At 41.1% G+C, this 18,793-nt stretch carries 18 protein-coding genes and 1 other annotated feature; of the genes, 7 read left to right on the top strand and 11 right to left on the bottom strand.

The genetic code is table 11. The features are described 5' to 3' along the window. The first annotated feature begins 210 nt into the window (after positions 1-210). The 5 genes from M992_RS12965 to asmA all read left to right on the top strand — a co-directional run bounded on the left by M992_RS12965 (position 211) and on the right by asmA (position 5,619). The gene (locus M992_RS12965; RefSeq protein ID WP_053908986.1) at positions 211-774 is read left to right on the top strand and encodes a LemA family protein; all 564 of its coding nucleotides are present in this window, start codon (positions 211-213) and stop codon (positions 772-774) included. A 25-nt stretch (positions 775-799) separates the two neighbouring features. Beyond that, positions 800-1,756 carry a zinc metalloprotease HtpX gene (htpX, locus tag M992_RS12960; RefSeq protein ID WP_053908985.1) on the top strand — a complete coding sequence of 319 codons (957 nt, stop codon included), beginning with the start codon at positions 800-802 and terminating at the stop codon, positions 1,754-1,756. A 261-nt stretch (positions 1,757-2,017) separates the two neighbouring features. Next, positions 2,018-2,659 (top strand): uridine kinase, encoded by a 642-nt coding sequence (gene udk / locus M992_RS12955; protein WP_053908984.1) that lies wholly within the window; start codon positions 2,018-2,020, stop codon positions 2,657-2,659. A gap of 47 nt (positions 2,660-2,706) precedes the next feature. Beyond that, positions 2,707-3,288 (top strand): dCTP deaminase, encoded by a 582-nt coding sequence (gene dcd / locus M992_RS12950; RefSeq protein WP_053908983.1) that lies wholly within the window; start codon positions 2,707-2,709, stop codon positions 3,286-3,288. A gap of 441 nt (positions 3,289-3,729) precedes the next feature. Next, positions 3,730-5,619, top strand: coding sequence for an outer membrane assembly protein AsmA (gene asmA / locus M992_RS12945; RefSeq protein WP_053908982.1), 1,890 nt, complete (start codon positions 3,730-3,732; stop codon positions 5,617-5,619). A gap of 223 nt (positions 5,620-5,842) precedes the next feature. On the opposite strand, the gene M992_RS12940 is transcribed toward asmA, so the two are convergent. Then, complete coding sequence (locus M992_RS12940; protein WP_053908981.1) at positions 5,843-7,423, bottom strand: TerC family protein; 1,581 nt, start codon at positions 7,421-7,423, stop codon at positions 5,843-5,845. Positions 7,424-7,663: 240 nt separating this feature from the next. Between M992_RS12940 and gndA the strand changes: the two genes are divergently transcribed. Beyond that, entirely contained in the window at positions 7,664-9,070 is a 1,407-nt protein-coding gene (gene gndA, locus M992_RS12935) for an NADP-dependent phosphogluconate dehydrogenase (protein WP_053908980.1), read from the top strand. Positions 9,071-9,300: 230 nt separating this feature from the next. On the opposite strand, the gene M992_RS12930 is transcribed toward gndA, so the two are convergent. The 10 genes from M992_RS12930 to hisG all read right to left on the bottom strand — a co-directional run bounded on the left by M992_RS12930 (position 9,301) and on the right by hisG (position 17,500). Further along, complete coding sequence (locus tag M992_RS12930; protein ID WP_053908979.1) at positions 9,301-9,543, bottom strand: ElaB/YgaM/YqjD family protein; 243 nt, start codon at positions 9,541-9,543, stop codon at positions 9,301-9,303. Positions 9,544-9,747: 204 nt separating this feature from the next. Continuing rightward, positions 9,748-10,245, bottom strand: coding sequence for a YbaK/prolyl-tRNA synthetase associated domain-containing protein (locus M992_RS12925; protein WP_053908978.1), 498 nt, complete (start codon positions 10,243-10,245; stop codon positions 9,748-9,750). Positions 10,246-10,406: 161 nt separating this feature from the next. After that, the gene (gene hisIE, locus M992_RS12920; RefSeq protein ID WP_053908977.1) at positions 10,407-11,015 is read right to left on the bottom strand and encodes a bifunctional phosphoribosyl-AMP cyclohydrolase/phosphoribosyl-ATP diphosphatase HisIE; all 609 of its coding nucleotides are present in this window, start codon (positions 11,013-11,015) and stop codon (positions 10,407-10,409) included. Then, complete coding sequence (gene hisF / locus M992_RS12915) at positions 11,009-11,785, bottom strand: imidazole glycerol phosphate synthase subunit HisF (RefSeq protein WP_053908976.1); 777 nt, start codon at positions 11,783-11,785, stop codon at positions 11,009-11,011. Before hisF ends, hisIE begins: the two co-directional genes overlap by 7 nt. Next, positions 11,767-12,504 (bottom strand): 1-(5-phosphoribosyl)-5-[(5-phosphoribosylamino)methylideneamino]imidazole-4-carboxamide isomerase, encoded by a 738-nt coding sequence (hisA, locus tag M992_RS12910; RefSeq protein WP_053908975.1) that lies wholly within the window; start codon positions 12,502-12,504, stop codon positions 11,767-11,769. Before hisA ends, hisF begins: the two co-directional genes overlap by 19 nt. Before the next feature lie 5 nt (positions 12,505-12,509). Next, positions 12,510-13,118 carry an imidazole glycerol phosphate synthase subunit HisH gene (gene hisH / locus M992_RS12905; protein ID WP_053908974.1) on the bottom strand — a complete coding sequence of 203 codons (609 nt, stop codon included), beginning with the start codon at positions 13,116-13,118 and terminating at the stop codon, positions 12,510-12,512. Beyond that, on the bottom strand, positions 13,118-14,185 hold the full coding sequence (gene hisB, locus M992_RS12900) for a bifunctional histidinol-phosphatase/imidazoleglycerol-phosphate dehydratase HisB (protein WP_053908973.1): 1,068 nt from the start codon (positions 14,183-14,185) through the stop codon (positions 13,118-13,120). The genes hisH and hisB overlap by 1 nt, the downstream gene beginning before the upstream one ends. Continuing rightward, a complete protein-coding gene (gene hisC, locus M992_RS12895; protein WP_053908972.1) occupies positions 14,182-15,279 on the bottom strand; it encodes a histidinol-phosphate transaminase in 1,098 nt (365 codons plus the stop codon). The genes hisB and hisC overlap by 4 nt, the downstream gene beginning before the upstream one ends. 3 nt (positions 15,280-15,282) lie before the next feature. Beyond that, entirely contained in the window at positions 15,283-16,596 is a 1,314-nt protein-coding gene (hisD, locus tag M992_RS12890; RefSeq protein ID WP_053908971.1) for a histidinol dehydrogenase, read from the bottom strand. Positions 16,597-16,600: 4 nt separating this feature from the next. Then, the gene (gene hisG, locus M992_RS12885; protein WP_047256842.1) at positions 16,601-17,500 is read right to left on the bottom strand and encodes an ATP phosphoribosyltransferase; all 900 of its coding nucleotides are present in this window, start codon (positions 17,498-17,500) and stop codon (positions 16,601-16,603) included. A gap of 40 nt (positions 17,501-17,540) precedes the next feature. Continuing rightward, positions 17,541-17,664, bottom strand: a sequence feature (His leader region). 304 nt (positions 17,665-17,968) lie between these two features. Between hisG and M992_RS12880 the strand changes: the two genes are divergently transcribed. After that, positions 17,969-18,793, top strand: a complete 825-nt coding sequence (locus M992_RS12880; protein ID WP_053908970.1) for an SDR family oxidoreductase — start codon at positions 17,969-17,971, stop codon at positions 18,791-18,793.

Below are 18,793 nucleotides of genomic sequence, written 5' to 3'. Positions count from 1 at the left end.
CTTATTATAGTAAGCCATTTTTTTAGGCTGATATTTTAATAAGTTATCTAGCTTTTATCTTAACGCGTATTTTTACCAGCTTTTAACTTATATCTTAAGTTAAATTACTATATCTTCATTGTTGATATACAGTAGAATAGAACTAATAGGTCTGGTGCTGAAATAATCCGCTTATTTCATTTTCTGAGTTAAGAGTCATTAAGGATAATTATGAAGTTTTTGATTTTAATCATCGTGATAGCGATTGCAGTTTTCTATTTTTATAACCGCATTGTGGCTATGCGCGAAGCCGTAATCTCCAGTGAAACAGAAATTTCAGTACAATTAGATCGCCGGGGTAAGGTCTTCGATAGTTTATTAGCGACCGTTAAAAAATACCTGAGCCATGAATCCGAAGTATTTACTAAAATTACTGAATTGCGGACTCAAGCTAAGAGTGCGGTAGCGCCATCAGAGGCTAAAGCTGCAGAAGATGAATTGTCTAAAATGGTATCAAGCGGCGCCATTAATGTTGCAGTTGAGGCTTATCCAGAGCTGAAATCTGATGCTATTATGGCCAATTTACAAGAAGAAATTGTCTCAACAGAGAATAAATTATCTTTTGCTAAACGCGGCTATAACAGCTCATTAGAAAAATATCGCGCCTATATTGCTTCAATGCCGACATTATTTATCGTTAAGATGTTTCCAGCATTAAAAATTGATAAAGATTATTGGCGTTTAGACGAATCGACGATTAAAGCTGAAGAATCTCGTCGCATTAATTTCGATTAATTAAAAGTAAGTAACAGGTAGAAAAATGGATTTCAGAGACGTTATTCGGAAAAATAATTTTCGTACTAAGCTGGTTATCATAAGCTATATCGTCATCATGTTATTGGTGGGATTATTGGCCGATACCGCAACCCATCCTGATCCCTATTTAGACTTTGCAATGAATATGTGGGCATTTTTCACGTTGGTACAAACACCTGTTGCGACTTTTATTATTTTGGGATTAACGTTTATAGGATTGATTTATATCCATTATCGGGGACATAAGCTGATGTTGGCTGGAATGAATGCCAAGCAGTTATCCCCTGACGGTGAATTAAATCCTCAGGAACGCCAACTGTGTAATATTATTGAAGAGCTGAGTTTGAGTGCATCATTAGGCTATATTCCGCGTCTTTATATTTTGGATACCGATGAACCCAATGCATTTGCGGCGGGCTGGTCCGCACAGAATGCGTTAGTTGGTGTAACGCGAGGATTACTGGAAAACCTAAATAGACAAGAAGTACAGGCAGTATTAGCCCATGAAGTTGGGCATATTATTCACGGTGATTCCAAATTAACGCTATATGTTGGAATATTAGCCAATGTTATTTTGACGGTAACCAATATATTCAGTCAGTTATTTATTGGCTTTTCTGGGCGAGGGCGCAATGATGCCGCGAATAAAGCACGTATTGTATTAATGCTCTTAAACTTCCTGTTACCTTGGATAACTCAAATACTTTATTTTTATCTCTCACGAACCCGTGAATATATGGCAGATGCCGCTGCGGTTGAATTAACGCAGAATAATCAGGCAATGATTAGTGCATTACGTAAAATATCGGGACAGCATGAAACAAACCAGTATGAACATCAAAGTACCGGGCAAGCTTACCGTAAAGCGGCTTATATTTTTAATAAAGGGGATTCAGTGTTTTCTACACACCCTAGTATAGAAAATCGGATTGCAGCATTAGAAGGGCGCAAAACATTATAATCAAAATATGATCTGTCGTCCGTGTAATCCCGCAAGATCACTCTTTTCGATTTTAATACAGCGTTAGTACTCTAGAACTATGACCGGCGTGTATTTTATTGTTTATCTGATGCTCTTTGATAGAGTTAATTACATTTTTTATAAGACAATTCCTGATGGTGCTGGAATAGCGCGCCAGAACCTCCTATAATTCCGCCAATTATAACATTTTTTATGTTATGCATTTCTTTGTCATTATATTAAACCAGGTTATCAATTATCATGACTGACACAGCACATCACTGTACCATTGTAGGTATATCGGGCGCTTCTGCATCGGGCAAAAGTCTTATCGCGAATACCTTATATAGAGAATTAAGAGAAAAGGTCGGTGATCATAATATCGGCGTGATTGCAGAAGATTGTTATTATAAAGATCAATCCGATGTGTCGATGGAAGAACGTTTAAAAGTAAATTATGATCATCCTAATTCAATGGATCATAGTTTGCTCTATCAGCATATTAAAACGCTCAAGTCTGGGCAACCCATTGAACTCCCTCAATATGATTATGTCGAACATACCCGCAAACCTCAAACTATAAATTTCAGACCAAAAAAAGTTATTATTATTGAAGGTATTCTGTTATTAACAGATAAGCGTTTACGAGAAGAATTAGATTTTTCTATTTTTGTCGATACGCCGTTAGATATCTGTTTAATGCGTCGAATTAAGCGCGATGTTAATGAGCGTGGTCGGACACTGAATTCTGTTATTGAGCAATATAATAAAACGGTCCGCCCGATGTTTTTGCAATTTATTGAGCCATCGAAGCAATATGCCGATATTATCGTGCCTCGCGGAGGAAAAAACCGTGTGGCTATTGATATTTTGAAAGCGAAAATTGGCGAATTTTGTCAGTAGTTATACCAGATTAGTGGTATTTTTTATCCACGTAAGGGAGAAAAATTATGCGTCTTTGTGACCGAGACATTATACAGTGGCTTGATGATGGAAAATTAGTCATTGACCCAAGACCGCCTATCGAACGGATTAGCGGGGCAACGGCAGATGTTCGTTTGGGCAATCAGTTTCGTGTTTTCCGTGGCCATACAGCCGCATTTATTGACCTTAGTGGACCTAAAGATCAAGTGAATTCAGCGCTTGATCGCGTAATGAGTGATGAAATTGTACTACCTGACGGTGAGGCATTTTTCTTGCACCCAGGTGAATTAGCGTTGGCTGTGACATTAGAATCAGTCACTTTACCGGATAATTTGGTGGGCTGGCTTGATGGCCGCTCGTCATTAGCCCGCTTAGGTTTGATGGTACATGTTACGGCACATCGTATTGATCCCGGCTGGTGTGGAAATATTGTATTAGAATTTTATAACTCGGGTAAATTGCCGTTGGCTTTAAGACCAGGTATGGTGATTGGAGCGTTAAGTTTTGAGCCGCTCTCAGGATCGGCAGATCGCCCTTATAATAGCCGCCAAGATGCGAAATATAAAAATCAGCAAGGTGCAGTAGGTAGTCGGATTAGCCAAGACTAAATGGATAATAATATAATCGACATTTTGTCGATTATATTGCTGATTATTAGAGTTATTTTATAATTAGTTAGTTTAATGCTTTTTATAATCCATCAAGTTTTCAGGGATATGGCCAGCATTGCGCGATTTATTTTCATTATAAGTCACGTTGCAATACAACGACTTTAATTTATTCGCTATCGATTCAAGGCGTTAAATTGAACAGCTTCATCAGCTAGATAGTATTTATAATCACAATCTGCTATGAGGCGTTATAGAGGCTATAAGATCGAGCTCGTTGTTATTTCGATTGATTATTTTCATGCATGTAGATAATCGGCTGTAATCGTAATTGCGGGTTAAAACAGTCTTTGCTGGTTACTGTATCGTCGTAATTTAACTAAATTTCATTTAGTAAAGTTAATCAAGTATGGCGTGAATACTGTAAAAGAGAGGGAATTGATGAAACGATTATTAACGACACTGGCTATTTTATTGGTGGTGATTGTTGTGGGTTTGACGGCATTAGTGATGCTAGTTAATCCGAATGATTTTCGCCATTATTTAGTTGAAAAAGTGGCTCAAAAAAGTGGTTATCAATTGGCTTTTCAAGGAGATATGCGTTGGCATGTCTGGCCAACTTTGAGCATTATTACCGGCCCGGTATCATTAACAGCCGAAGGTGCAACTCAACCTGCGATTAGCGCTGAAAATATGCGCTTGGATGTCGAATTATGGCCATTGATTTCACATCGCTTAGCTGTTGAGCAGATCGTTCTTGATGGTGCGGTTGTTCGTCATACACCAGAAAGCCAACCTCAGATTACCGCCAGTAAAGAGCCTATTGCTCCCGCCGGAATAAAAACTACATCTAATCAAGCCTCGTCAAATCAGTGGTTATTAGATATTGAAAAAGTTGAAATATCTAACAGTTTGATTATCTGGCAGACAGAAAAAGATGAATTTAATCTACGCAATATCAATCTCTTATTGAAGAAAAGTGCCAATAAACAATTGAGCATTGCTTTCAGTGGTAATTTGAATAAAAACCAGCAAGAGCTTAGCTTTGATGCTAAAGCTGGGATCGATTTATCACAATTATCACAGCAGATTACTGGGCAAATTTCACAGATTGATTATCAACTTACTGGCGTTGATTTACCTGAAGCAGGAATTAGCGGGAAAATCAGTGCTAACGTTGAATATTTGAACACTTCGCCAGCCAGATTAAATTTAGATACGTTGATGATAACCGCTAATGACAGTGATCTTAATGGGCAATTGGCTGCAATCTTGGACGATGTCCCAGATTTTAAACTAAAATTATCCTCATCTACACTCAATTTAGATTCACTGTTTGGTACAGGGGTTGCCATAGAGGGGGATGCCCAGACAACCACGACTCAGAGCGAACCTAATACAGCAATAAAATCAGCAAATGCTAGCAGCGCTACGCGTGTTGGAGTAAAACCAGTTATTTCAGGGGCTCGACAAGAAAAATATGATTTATCCTCCTTAGCTGACTTTACTGCCGAGATACAAGCGACTATTAAAACGCTGACCTATCGTGGGATGGAGGTTAATAACGTTATATTTAACGCGGTTAATCAGACGCCAACGTTAACGGTATCACAATTAAGTGGTGAAGCATTTGGTGGAACCTTTATGCTACCGGTTGAATTAAATTATGCCCAAACTCCTGCCATAGTTAAGGCGCAGCCGGATTTTGAGAATGTAAATTTAACTCCATTGTTGGCGGCGTTTGAGTTACCAAAAAAATTAAGCGGTGTTTTAACCGTTAAAGGTGATTTCTCGGGGCCAGGTTATGATGCTAACGCGATAAAAAACCTCTGGCAGGGTAATGCAGCTCTGTTGCTGCGTAATGCCCAGCTGAGTGGCTTGAATATTCCTGTGTTGATCCAGCAGTCATTATCTCGCGTCACTAATAAGATTAATGCACCGGCAGATAGTGGCAATGTGACTCAAGTTCAGCAATTAACGGCGAATGGACAATTAAATAAAGGTCGTTTTAATCTTTCGGCACTGAAGGCAACTTCTGAATTAGTGGTCATTACCGGTAATGGTTGGTTGAATCTTCCGTCAGAAACGCTGGATGTTAATCTTGGGGTACAGATTACTAAAGGTTGGGGGGGCGATTTACGTTTTATTCAACAATTACAATCAATCAGTATCCCGCTGAGAATTTATGGTTCATGGGTTAATTTGCAGTATCAATTGAATGTAGAAAGATTAGTGCGTGACGAGTTGAAGACACAAGCTAAACAAGCTATTGGTAACTGGTTGAAGAAAGAAGAACAACAGCAATTGAATAATTTATTAAATGCGTTTTAAATCAGCTGATATCACGTTGTATATCAGCTATAGCTAAACCCAGTAACAACTAGAGGTTATAGCGCAGCGCTGTGAACTAAAGAGTTAGATAAATTATTTATATGCCGAGATAAAAAATAGCCGCTTGATTTTAAGCGGCTATTTTTGTCGAGAAACGAACAGATTAATTAACTTTTAAGGTGACTGATTTAACTTAGCTTACAGATCTAATTCAGTCGGTTAATTATTCATATTCCTCTTCTTCATCATCAGAGGTATTTTGCGGTGTGATCAGCACTTTATTAATTCGGTGATTAATAACTTCTAAAGGTTCAAATAGGCAATTATTAATCATGATCTGTTCACCAACTTGTGGAACCCGTTGTAAATGTTCCATTAATAAACCGGCAATAGTTTCATATTCCCGTTTATCATCCAGTGTCATTGGAATATAAGCAATTAAGTCTTCAAGTGGCATAAAACCATTGGCGACCCAACGCCCATGCTCTAGCTGCTGGATATCATGACGAGAATCATTTTCTTCTATGCCTACCGGCAAATTACCCGCGATAGTTTCCATTACGTCGGTCAGTGTGACCACCCCTTCAACAGAGCCAAATTCATCAACTACAAAAGCAAAATGAGTATGAGCTTTGCGGAACTGTTCTAAGGCTTTCAATAATGATAAACCTTCGGGGAAGATTAATGGTTGTGAAATCAAAGCCTTCAGATTTAGTTGCTCACCATTCAGTTGTTGTTTCACCAAATCAATAACTTGAATTACCCCCACTGGTTCATCACTTACCTCTCCATCAATAACAACTAGACGAGAATGCGAGTTTTTTTCTAACAGTAAAAGTAATTCACTCGATGGTTTGTTAATATCAACATAATCAACATCATGGCGTGAGGTCATGATACTTTCAACGTTACGTTGCGCCATACCAAGTACGCGAGCAATCATCTGACGTTCCTGCGGATCGAAGACATCAGTATTGTCTGCGATAAGGTCAGAGGTGCGGGCATCCAGTTCTGCCGATTCGTGTTTTCCACTTAAAATACGTAAAACAGCTTCAGCGGTACGTTCACGCAATGGGCGTGCACCGACCAAAAATTTACGGCGGTTAAATTGTGCGAGCTGATTTAATATTTCGATTAAGATAGAGAAACCGATCGCGGCATACAGATAACCTTTAGGTATCCCGTAGCCAAAACCTTCTGCCACTAAGCTGAAACCTATCATTAGTAGGAAGCTTAAACACAGAATAACAATCGTCGGGTGAGCATTCACAAATGCGGTTAATGGCTTGCTAGCGAGGATCATCAATGCCATTGCAATAATGACCGCAGCAACCATAACCCCGACATGGTCAACCATCCCAACGGCCGTAATTACGGAGTCGAGAGAAAATACCGCATCGAGAACCACAATCTGAGCGACTACCGCCCAAAAATTGGAGGTTTTCCGTTGCCCATTACCATGTTCATCAGCCCCTTCCAGCCGTTCATTTAGCTCCATTGTGGCTTTAAACAGTAAAAATAAGCCACCGATAAGCATGATAAGATCACGGGCACTAAAAGGATGCTCAAATAAGATAATGAGTGGTTGGGTCAGTGTAATGAGCCAAGATAAGCTAAATAGCAATATCACTCGCATTACTAGCGCGCACAGCAACCCAGTAATACGTGCTTTATCACGCATTTTTTGTGGAAGTTTATCGGCCAGAATGGCAATAAAAACGAGGTTATCGATCCCTAGAACGATTTCTAGAACGATAAGGGTTGCCAGTCCAGCCCAAATCGTCGGATCAGCGATCCATTCCATACAGTTTATTTTACCTTTAGATATAACGGCATATGCCGCCAGAGGAATAATGAGGATTGTTGATTAAAATTTCAATAGAAAATTACCCATTCAGCCTATTTATAATAAAAAATGTTATGTTTAGGATAACGATTGCATCAATAACTACCACCGAGCTTCAGACTGAGTTAACATGTGATCATGTTAACAGAATGCCAGCTTTTCTAGCTGGATTGATTAGAATCAGACAGGAGTTTTTTCATGTCAAAGCAACAGATTGGCGTTGTCGGTATGGCAGTAATGGGGCGTAATCTCGCCTTAAATATTGAAAGCCGTGGCTATTCCGTCTCTATTTTCAACCGCTCCAAAGAAAAAACAGATGAAGTTATTGCGGAAAATCCAGATAAAAAACTGGTTCCTAATTATACCATTGAAGAATTTGTTGATTCGCTGGAAAAACCGCGCCGTATTCTGTTGATGGTAAAAGCGGGTGAAGCTACCGATAAAACAATTGCCTCTCTGACACCTCATTTAGATAAAGGGGATATTCTTATCGATGGCGGTAATACCTTCTTTAAAGACACTATCCGTCGTAACCGTGAATTGTCAGCACAAGGTTTTAACTTTATTGGTACGGGTGTGTCTGGGGGTGAAGAAGGGGCGTTAAAAGGTCCTTCAATTATGCCGGGCGGACAAAAAGAAGCATATGAGTTAGTTGCTCCAATCCTAAAAGAAATTGCAGCTAAAGCAGATGGTGAACCTTGTGTGGCTTACATTGGTGCTGATGGTGCGGGTCATTATGTCAAAATGGTGCATAACGGAATTGAATACGGTGATATGCAACTTATCGCTGAAGCCTATTCATTGCTGAAAAACTCACTGAATCTGACTAATGAACAATTGGCAGATACCTTTACTGAATGGAATAAAGGCGAACTGAGCAGCTACCTCATCGAAATCACTGCAGATATCTTCCGTAAAAAAGATCCAGAAGGTAACTATTTAGTTGATGTAATCCTTGATGAAGCTGCCAACAAAGGCACCGGCAAATGGACCAGCCAAAGTGCACTTGATTTAGGCATTCCACTGACACTGATTACTGAATCTGTTTTTGCTCGTTATTTGTCTTTCTTAAAAGATCAGCGTGTAGCGGCATCTAAAGTATTGACTGGCCCAGAAGTAACAACGATTTCTGCTAATCAGCAAGAATTTATCGAAAAAATTCGTCGTGCACTGTATTTAGGCAAAATCGTTTCTTATGCTCAGGGCTTCCAGCAATTAAAAGCGGCTTCAGATGAGTATAACTGGACATTAAATTACGGTGAAATTGCGAAAATTTTCCGTGCAGGTTGTATTATTCGCGCTCAGTTCCTGCAAAAAATCACTGACGCTTATGATGATAACGCGGCTTTAGCTAACTTAATGTTAGCGCCATACTTTAAGCAAATTGCTGATGAATATCAGCAGGCACTGCGTGATGTGGTTTGTTACGGTATCCAAAATGGTATTCCTACGCCAACATTCTCTGCGGCTATTTCTTATTATGATAGCTACCGTGCTGCGGTATTGCCGGCGAACCTTATCCAGGCTCAGCGTGACTATTTTGGTGCACACACTTATAAACGTACTGATAAAGACGGCGTATTCCACACTGAGTGGATGGAGTGATTTGCGTTATCATTAATTGTGTAATTTAGATTGATTAACTCGAGTTTTTATCCTTTGAATTGGTAATAATGACAGTTAATAGAAAAAGGGGGCTGATTTTTTCAGCTCCCTTTTTGATATCTATCAGGCTCATAATCTTTAGTCTAGAAATAATAGCCTATTAATTAACAATCTTACTGCTATAAATGATTTTACCGCAAGACTCAATCAATCGACTCAAGCAAATACGGTTATTTCTTGCCTAACAGATAACCAAACACAAACCCGATGCCCGCAGCAACAGCCACAGTGGCAACTGGATTAGCTTTTATTGTATCCATGCTATCGTGCAAAACATCACAACCTTGTGCGGTATATTTTTTAACTGCACCTTTGGCTTCATGTTCTGGCGAATCAACAGCTTGACCAAATTTTTGTTGCGAAGTGCCTACAGCTTCTTTTGATTTATCTTCTGCTTTCTCAAATAATCCCATTTTCTTTCCTTAGTTATTAATTAATAAAATATTAAGCGATAAAACCTTATCACAATAGATTAATGGTATTTAAACTATTACATGAATCAATACTGATCTCTATCACCCCAAAAACAGCAACAGGGTATATTAAGCTTAGCATAAGATTATTTAATTGCTGACATAATGCGGTATTTAATTATTTTACTTTAGTATTACTTTTATTTATTCAGTTTCTGTCTGAATGAAATTAACCATGCGTGGCTTCGCAATTCTTTGATAATCTGCTGTATTAAGAATAATAGAACGCTCTAAGCTAGCAGCATTGAAGGCTAATTCATCAAAGCGTTCAAATAATAAAGGATCGGCAATGAGCATCAAATCAGAGTGAAAACTGAAGGGAGGAATAGCACCAAAAACACAGTGTGTCAGTTCTGACACTTCTTTGGGGCTGGCCAATGAGGCGCGAGTCCCCCCGATAGCGGCGGCTATTTTCTGTAAGTCGGCTTGTTTGTCGGCGGGTAATACCGCCAAGATATGCTGGCGTACGCCATTGCCTTTAACATGGCAGACCAATCCTTTCGCCCCTTGTCCCAGCTGAGTACCTCTGATTTTCGCTACATCGACAGATTTGCCGGCGGAGGGATGCTCGACAACTCGGAATTTGGCCTGATGCTGGGTTAATAGTTCAGTTAATTGGATAAAAATATCGGTTTCTAACAAAATAAATTCCTTCTGGCTGATTAATCATCAATCGCATGATGGTACCAAGTTTGCTCTATTTAATACAATAAATGAGCAAAATCAGCCACAAGGAAGAGACTATATTAACCTGAGCAGCCTATTCAACGATGATGAATAAGCCGCATTAGAGCTCAGAGTAATTAATGGCGTTGTTTCAAACAGTTGATAACTGCGGATAGGTCTAAGTCTTGATCTTGCAGTAAAACTAGCAAGTGATAGATTAAATCGGCAGCTTCATTAGTCAGTTCCTCTCGGTCATTAACCGTCGCGGCCAATGCGGTTTCTACGCCTTCTTCTCCGACTTTTTGCGCAATACGCTTAGTACCACTGGCATATAATTGGGCTGTATATGAGCTTTCAGGGGACGCCGTTTTACGTGATTTCAACAGGTTTTCTAATTCATACAGGAAACCCCATTGGCTTTGAGCTGGAGAAAAGCAGCTTTCTGTCCCATTATGGCAGGTTGGTCCGATAGGCTGCGCTAAAACTAATAAACTGTCGTTATCGCAATCAGTAAATATATCCACTAGATTGAGGAAATTTCCCGAAGTTTCGCCTTTAGTCCATAAACGCTGTTTAGTCCGAGAATAAAAAGTGACTTTTTGGCTTTCTAGAGTGTTTTTTAGCGCGTCATTATTCATATAGCCGAGCATTAAAACATCACCAGAGATAGCGTGCTGCACTATTACGGGCATCAGATTGTCTACTTTTTCCCAGTCTAGTTGGTCAATTTGTTGATTTGTTAACATAATCTGATTTCCACTCCTTGATCAGCAAGATATCTTTTGAGCTCGCCAATATTAATAATTTGTTTATGAAATACTGAAGCTGCTAATGCGCCATCAACGCCAGCGATAGTGAAGGCGTCTAAAAAGTGCGACATTTCACCAGCACCGCCGGAAGCAATCAGTGGCACTTTACATACGGCTCGAACTTTTTTGAGCTGAGCTAAATCGTATCCTTGGCGTACTCCATCTTGATTCATCATATTTAATACGATTTCGCCTGCGCCGCGTTGTTGGACTTCTTTGACCCAATCAATCGTTCTCCATTGGGTTTGTTGGGTGCGTTTTTCATCGCCGGTAAATTGATAAACTTGATAGTTAGCGGTTGATTCATCGAACCAAGTATCAACACCGACCACAATGCATTGAACACCATAGCGATCGGCTAAGCGGCTGATTAGTGACGGGTCGCTCAGTGCTGGCGAGTTAATCGATATTTTATCAGCGCCAAATGAAAGGATCTGCCCGGCTTCCTCGACGGTTTTAATTCCTCCCGCGACACAGAACGGAATATCGATGACTTCGGCGACTTTAGCGACCCAACTTTTATCGACCACTCTGCCATCGGATGAGGCGGTAATATCATAAAAAACCAGTTCATCGGCGCCTTCTTGGGCATAGCGTTGTGCTAATGGCACGATATCGCCAATAATTTCGTGATTCCGAAATTGTACTCCTTTGACCACTTGGCCGTCACGGACATCTAAACAAGGAATTATGCGTTTTGCCAACATGCGATAGCCTCCGAAACGGTGAATTTACCTTCTAATAATGCGCGTCCAACAATGACACCCGCAGCACCCGAAGCCGGGAGTTGCGCGATATCATTTAAATCGCCGATACCGCCCGATGCCTGAAAGGCGATATCCGGGTATTTTTGACTAATTTCACGATATAACTCGACGTTAGAACCGCTTAATGTGCCATCTTTTGAGATATCGGTACACAGAACATGACGCAAGCCCGCCGGGCGAAAAATATCGATAATTTGCTCTAATGTTGCATTAGAGTTTTCTTGCCAGCCGCTGATAGCTACTTGTTTAATCCCTTGTGGATTAATTCGTACATCAAGAGCTAAAACAATCGCATTACCGCCGTAACGTTGTAGCCATGATTTGACCATTTCAGGCTCTTCCACTGCGGTAGAACCGATAACTACGCGGCTAGCTCCGGCATCAAGTAAGGCTTTTACATCGTCTTCAGTACGGATACCACCACCGATTTGCACCGGAACGGAGACACCCGCTAACAGTGTTTTTAACAAGCTTATTTGTCGTTTTTGTGGATCTTTAGCGCCGGTTAAATCGACTAAATGTAATAATTTAGCCCCTTGCTTTTCATAATCTTGTAGGCGTGTGAGTGGCTCATTACCGTAGTCTCGCTGCTGTTGATAGTCACCTTGATGTAGCCTAACGACGTTACCGTCGATTAAATCGAGTGCAGGAATAATCATGGCAATTACATCTCCAGAAAGTTTTTAATCAAGCGAGCTCCGGCAGCGCCTGAACGCTCAGGGTGAAATTGGACGCCAAAAAAGTTGTCCATACCAATTGCACTGCTGAAGCGGTGGCCATATTCAGTTTCTGCCAGCGTATATTTTGAAATTGGCATGGCGTAGCTGTGAACAAAATAGAAATAAGCATCGTCATCAATACCTTTGAACAGTGACTGGCCTGCTAAAGGTTTGACTTGATCCCATCCTGAATGCGGAACGGGTAAGCCATGAGTTTCAAGCTTAGAAACTTTGCTATCGATTAACCCGAGCAAGGGGATTTCGCTGATATCTTGGGCATTATTGCCTTCTTCGCTGAGCATGCCTAATAATTGCATACCGAGGCAGATCCCCAACACCGGCTGCGTTAAGCTTTTGATCAGCGGGATCAAATTACGCTGTTGCAGATTTTGCATCGCTGCACTTGCTGTTCCCACACCGGGAAGAAAGATTTTATCCGCGGTTAGAATGGTATTGGTATCGCGGCTGACTTCTGCTTGATAGCCTAATCGTTTCACCGCATAATTTACCGAGGCCAAATTAGCGCAGCCTGTATCTAAGATGACTACTTTCATCATAGGACTCCTTTAGAGCTAGGGAGCGTATCGCCTTCTACGCGGATAGCTTGGCGTAATGTTCGACCAAAAACTTTGAACAAACTTTCTGCTTTATGGTGATCATTTTTGCCTTTAGTTTTGAGATGTAAAGTACATCCCATCGCATAAGAGAGTGAGCTAAAAAAGTGCTCGATCATTTCGGTACTAAGATCGCCAACACGCTGATATTTAAATTCTGCTTTATATTCAAGGTGAGGACGGCCAGAAATATCTAATGCGCAGCGTGCTAAACATTCATCCATCGGCAGCATAAAGCCAAAGCGGGCAATGCCTCGTTTATCGCCTAATGCTACACGTAGCGCTTCACCTAATGCCAGCCCCGTATCCTCGACCGAATGGTGATCATCAATAATTAAGTCACCTTGCACATCGATATCCAACCGGAAGCCACCATGAGTAGCGATTTGGTCGAGCATATGGTCAAAGAAGCCAATCCCAGTATTAATAGTGCTCCCACCTTCTCGATCTAGCCAAACATTGACACGGATAGCGGTTTCTTTAGTTACGCGCTTGACGCTGGCAAAACGGTCGCGTTTGGTTAGCATCTCGGTAATTATGGCCCAATCCATTGATTCAGCTGAATATAAAATACCATCGATACCCATATTTTCCGCTAATTGAATATCAGTTTTTCTATCCCCGATAACATAGCTGTTGGCTGTATCTAGCTTGCCTTGCTCCAGATAACCGTTGACCATGGCTAATTTAGGCTTGCGACAGGGGCAATTATCCTCGGGCTTGTGTGGACAAATGAGTACATCGTCAAAGATTATTCCTTGCGAATTAAACACCTGCATCATGAGATTATGGGGTGGTTCAAAATCTTGCAGCGGAAAGCTCTCTGTGCCTAAACCATCTTGATTGGTGACCATGACCAGCTGATAACCGGCTTTTTGTAACGCCAGTAATGCCGGAATAACGCCAGTTTCAAAAGCGAGTTTATCGAGTCTATCGACTTGAAAATCAACCGGTGGTTCACTAATTAACGTTCCATCGCGATCAATAAAAAGGATTTTCTGGCTCATGGTGTCTCCATAATCTGGCAATTTTCAGCAAAGGCCGAGATAGCTTCGATAACGCGTAAATTTTCAGTTTGACTGCCGATAGTGATGCGTAGACAACCGGCTAATCCTGCTTGACTGCTTTGGTCTCTTAAAATAATCCCTTGTTCCCACAAGTTACGAAATACACTTTTACTATCAGTAAAACGCACCAAAATATAATTGGTTTCGCTGGGATAAACTTCCTCGACTACGCTTAATTGGCGTAAAGCCTCGGATAATCCTTCACGGCTGGCTCGAATTTCTGCAACTCGGCGTTGCATTAATGCGATACCTTCGGCGCTTAATGCTTGGGCAGCAATATCAGCAACTGGTGTGGATAATGGATAGGGCGCAATTACTTTTAATAGAATTTCAATGATTTCGGGAGCGGCTAAGGTAAATCCACAGCGTAATCCAGCAAGGGCAAAGGCTTTTGATAAAGTACGTAAAATAACTAGATGCGGATATTGATCCATCCATTGGCTGACACTGTAATCAGGGCAAAACTCAATATAGGCTTCATCAACCACCACTAACGCACGCCCTGCTGCCAGCTCTAAAATCTGCTTTAATGCGGCATTATCAATAATATTGCCAGTAGGATTATTGGGGCTACACACATAAATTAGTTTTACATCGGCTAAATTAGCACGGATAGATTCGAGGTCTAGCTGCCAATTGGACAAGCTGGGGATTTTTTTTTGTGTCACACCATAGGTTTCGGCGCTGACGCTATACATTCCATAAGTGGGTGGGCAAAACATTACCGCATCTTTTCCTGGTTCACAAAAAGCGCGGATTAATAATTCAATTGATTCATCAGCACCGCGACAGACCAGTATCTGTTCTGGTGCAAGCCGGCTATATTTTGCATAATTTTCGATAACTTCGGCTGGCTGGCATTCAGGATAGCGATTGAGGACTTTTTTATTAAATGAAAAATCAGGGGCTAGCGGATATTCATTAGCGTTCAGCCAAACGTCGCCTTTACCGCCCAAACGTCGAGCAGATTGGTATGGCGTCATTTGTTTGACATTATTGCGGGCCAGTTGGGCGGCATTAAATTTCTGACTCATGGCTTATTCCTCGCTATCATTAAGTACGGCGACACGTAAAGAAACCGCATTTTTGTGAGCGGTCAATTGCTCCGCCTGTGCCAGTATCTCAATGGTGCCCGCTAATCCTAATAACCCTTGTGGGGTTAGCTTTTGTACCGTCATGCGCTTCATGAAATCAGCTAAACCTAAACTTGAATAAGTCGAGGTATAGCCATAAGTCGGTAGCACATGGTTGGTGCCAGAGGCATAATCACCGGCAGATTCAGGTGACCAATCTCCAAGAAAAATCGACCCAGCGCTAGTAATAGCAGGTACAAGTTCATCAGGATCGCGAGTTTGGATAATCAAGTGCTCTGGACCATAGCGATTACTGATTTCAACACATTGAGCTAAGGAATCAGCAATAATTACCCGGCTCGAATCTAACGCTTGTCTGGCGATATCAGCACGAGAAAGCTGAGCCAGCTGTTGTTCAGTCTGAGCAATAACTTGTCGCGCCATTTGTTCATCGGTGGTCAATAGTATTACTTGTGAATCCGGCCCATGTTCCGCTTGAGACAGTAAATCAGCAGCAGTAAAGGCTGGATTTGCCCGTTCATCGGCAATAATTAATACTTCTGATGGCCCTGCCGGCATATCTATCGCGGCACCGTCAATTGTTTGGCTGACTTGACGCTTGGCTTCGGTAACATAAGCATTACCCGGTCCAAAGATTTTATCGACAGATGGAACGGATTGCGTTCCAAAAGCCATTGCTGCTATAGCTTGTGCGCCACCAATTTGAAAAATATCACGAATACCACATTGCGAGGCTGCATACAAAATTTCGTCTGCAATTGGGGGGGGAGAGCAGAGTACAATCTTACGACAGCCGGCAATATTTGCAGGGATCCCCAGCATCATCACCGTTGATAATAATGGTGCTGAGCCGCCCGGAATATATAAACCTACAGAATCAATTGGGCGAGTAATTTGTTGGCAAACCACACCTGGCTGAGTTTCTACGGTGATCACCGAAGGTTGCTGAGCTAAATGGAATTGGCGAATATTATCGGTCGCTTGGGTGATAGCATTTTTAATTTTATCCCCTAAACGGTTCGCTGCTTGCTTGATACTATCTTCGCTCACTTTGATATTGTTAATCGTTGTTTTATCAAAGCGTTGACTAAACTCATACAGAGCATCATCACCGCGAGATTTTACTGACTCTAAAATTTGAGTTACCGCGGTAGCAATGGTTTCTGACGCAGCCATTGCGGGGCGCGTTAATAGGTCGCGCTGTTCTTGGGGGCTGCATTCAGCCCAGCGAATCAATTGATTAAAACCCTTTTGCATGCCATTACTCCATCATTTTCTCAATCGGTAACACCAGAATAGAGCTTGCTCCTAGAGACTTAAGTTTCTCCATAGTTTCCCAGAACAGAGTTTCACTACTGACCATGTGCATCGCTACCCGATTTCTGTCACCGGCTAATGGCAAAATAGTCGGACGTTCGGCACCTGGTAATAGTGCAATGATTTCTTCGAGGCATTCGCTCGGTGCGTGCAGCATAATATATTTTGATTCTCGCGCTTGAATAACTCCTTGAATACGGGTCATTAAACGGTCAATAAGTTGTTGTTTTTCGGCTGGCATTTCACCATCACGCTGGATCAAGCAGGCTTTAGAACGATAAATGACTTCGACTTCTTTTAAGCCATTGGCTTCTAATGTTGCGCCAGTTGAGACTAAATCGCAGATAGCATCGGCTAAGCCGGCACGTGGCGCGACTTCGACAGAACCATTAAGCAAGCACGATTTAACACTTAGACCTTGTTGATCAAAATAACGTTTTAATAAGTGAGGGTAAGAGGTCGCGATACGTGCTCCGTTAAAACATTCAGGACCACTATAAGTAAAATCTAAAGGTGCAGCCAAAGATAAACGACAAGCGCCAAAATCTAAGCGACGTAAAGTAGAGTAACGAGGGTTTTCACCCTGCGAGCGGCGATTAAGTAGTTCTTCTTCCAGTACATTTTCACCAATAATACCGAGGTCAACTACGCCATCCATCACTAGACCCGGAATATCATCATCACGTACACGCAGTAAATCAATCGGCATATTTTCTGCGTAGGCAATTAGGCGTTGTTGCTGCAAATTAATTTTGATCCCACAACGCGATAATAATTCTCGTGACTCATCACTTAAACGACCTGATTTTTGAATTGCAATTCTTAAACGTGATTTATCTAACATAATATTTACCCTGCCTGTCTGTATTTAATTTGTTGGTATAATAAAAAAACCCTCGGAAGATAATCTTCCGAGGGTTTTCTTTGCACTCAATCCACCGGAAGGCCGCTAAACCGTCTTCCAGCACTCATCGCCTGAAAGACTAGTCAGGGTGATGGTGATGATGGTTGATTTGAATGCAGTTCATAATATTCTCTTTAATTTTCTAGCGATTAAGGTCGCATTAAATATATTTTGATTAAATAATGCTGTTGCATTAAACCTAGCCGATTTAACGACTAGAAAGCAACTCCTTTTTTTTAAAATAACCAATAATATTTTTATTCTATTGTTTTATAGGGAATTATAATTTCTTTTACTTAATGAAAGTTTAAAATGGTACAAAGTATAAAAATTTGCGATAGTCATGTAGCTCATAAAAAGCCATGCGGTTCATAATATGCGGTTCATAAATAGTAGGGGGAGGATAAGATGAAAAAAATTTCAATTATCGGTTTAGGTTGGTTAGGACTACCTTTAGCCAATGCGCTGGTCAGCGATGGCTTGCAAGTGGTTGGTAGTAAGATCACATCAGACGGTATCGACGCGGCTAGAAATAGCGGAATTGAGTGTTATTATCTTAATTTAACACCGGCAGTCGAGTGTGCGTCAGATGATTTAGCACAGTTAATGCAAGATACCGATATTTTATTAATCATGTTGCCCCCCTCTAAAATAGGTGCGTCTAATTATATTGAAGCAATTCAGCAATTGGTAGATAGTGCGCTTTCTTATCATGTACCTAGAATCATGTTTATTAGCTCCACCTCGGTTTATGGCAGCATTAACGGGCTAATTAACGAGGATGCACCATTGTCGCCAGAGACGGAATCTGCCCGTGCATTAGTTGAGGTTGAACGTTGGTTACATCAGTTACCTAATGTATCGATTGATATTCTACGTTTAGCTGGATTGGTCGGCAATAAACGCCATGCAGGACGTTTTTTAGCCGGAAAAAAAGCGCTCACTGGAGGGGCTCAACCAATTAATTTAGTTCATCAGGATGATGTTATTGATGCAATTCGGTTATTAATTAAACGACCTAATGGTGGGCATATTTATAATTTGTGCGCGCCAGAGCATCCGGATAAAGCGACATTTTATCAGCAAGCAGCCCGTAATTTACAGTTAGTACCTCCGGAATTTATAGCTACGGATAATTCTCACGGAAAAGTGATTGATGGCAGCCGGATCTGTAAACAATTGGGATTTGAATATCAATATCCAGACCCGGCTAAAATGCCTATGTCGATTTAA

The organism is Moellerella wisconsensis ATCC 35017, assembly GCF_001294465.1.
In the GTDB taxonomy this organism is placed as follows: domain Bacteria; phylum Pseudomonadota; class Gammaproteobacteria; order Enterobacterales; family Enterobacteriaceae; genus Moellerella; species Moellerella wisconsensis.
This window is presented reverse-complemented; position numbering and strand designations above follow the sequence as displayed.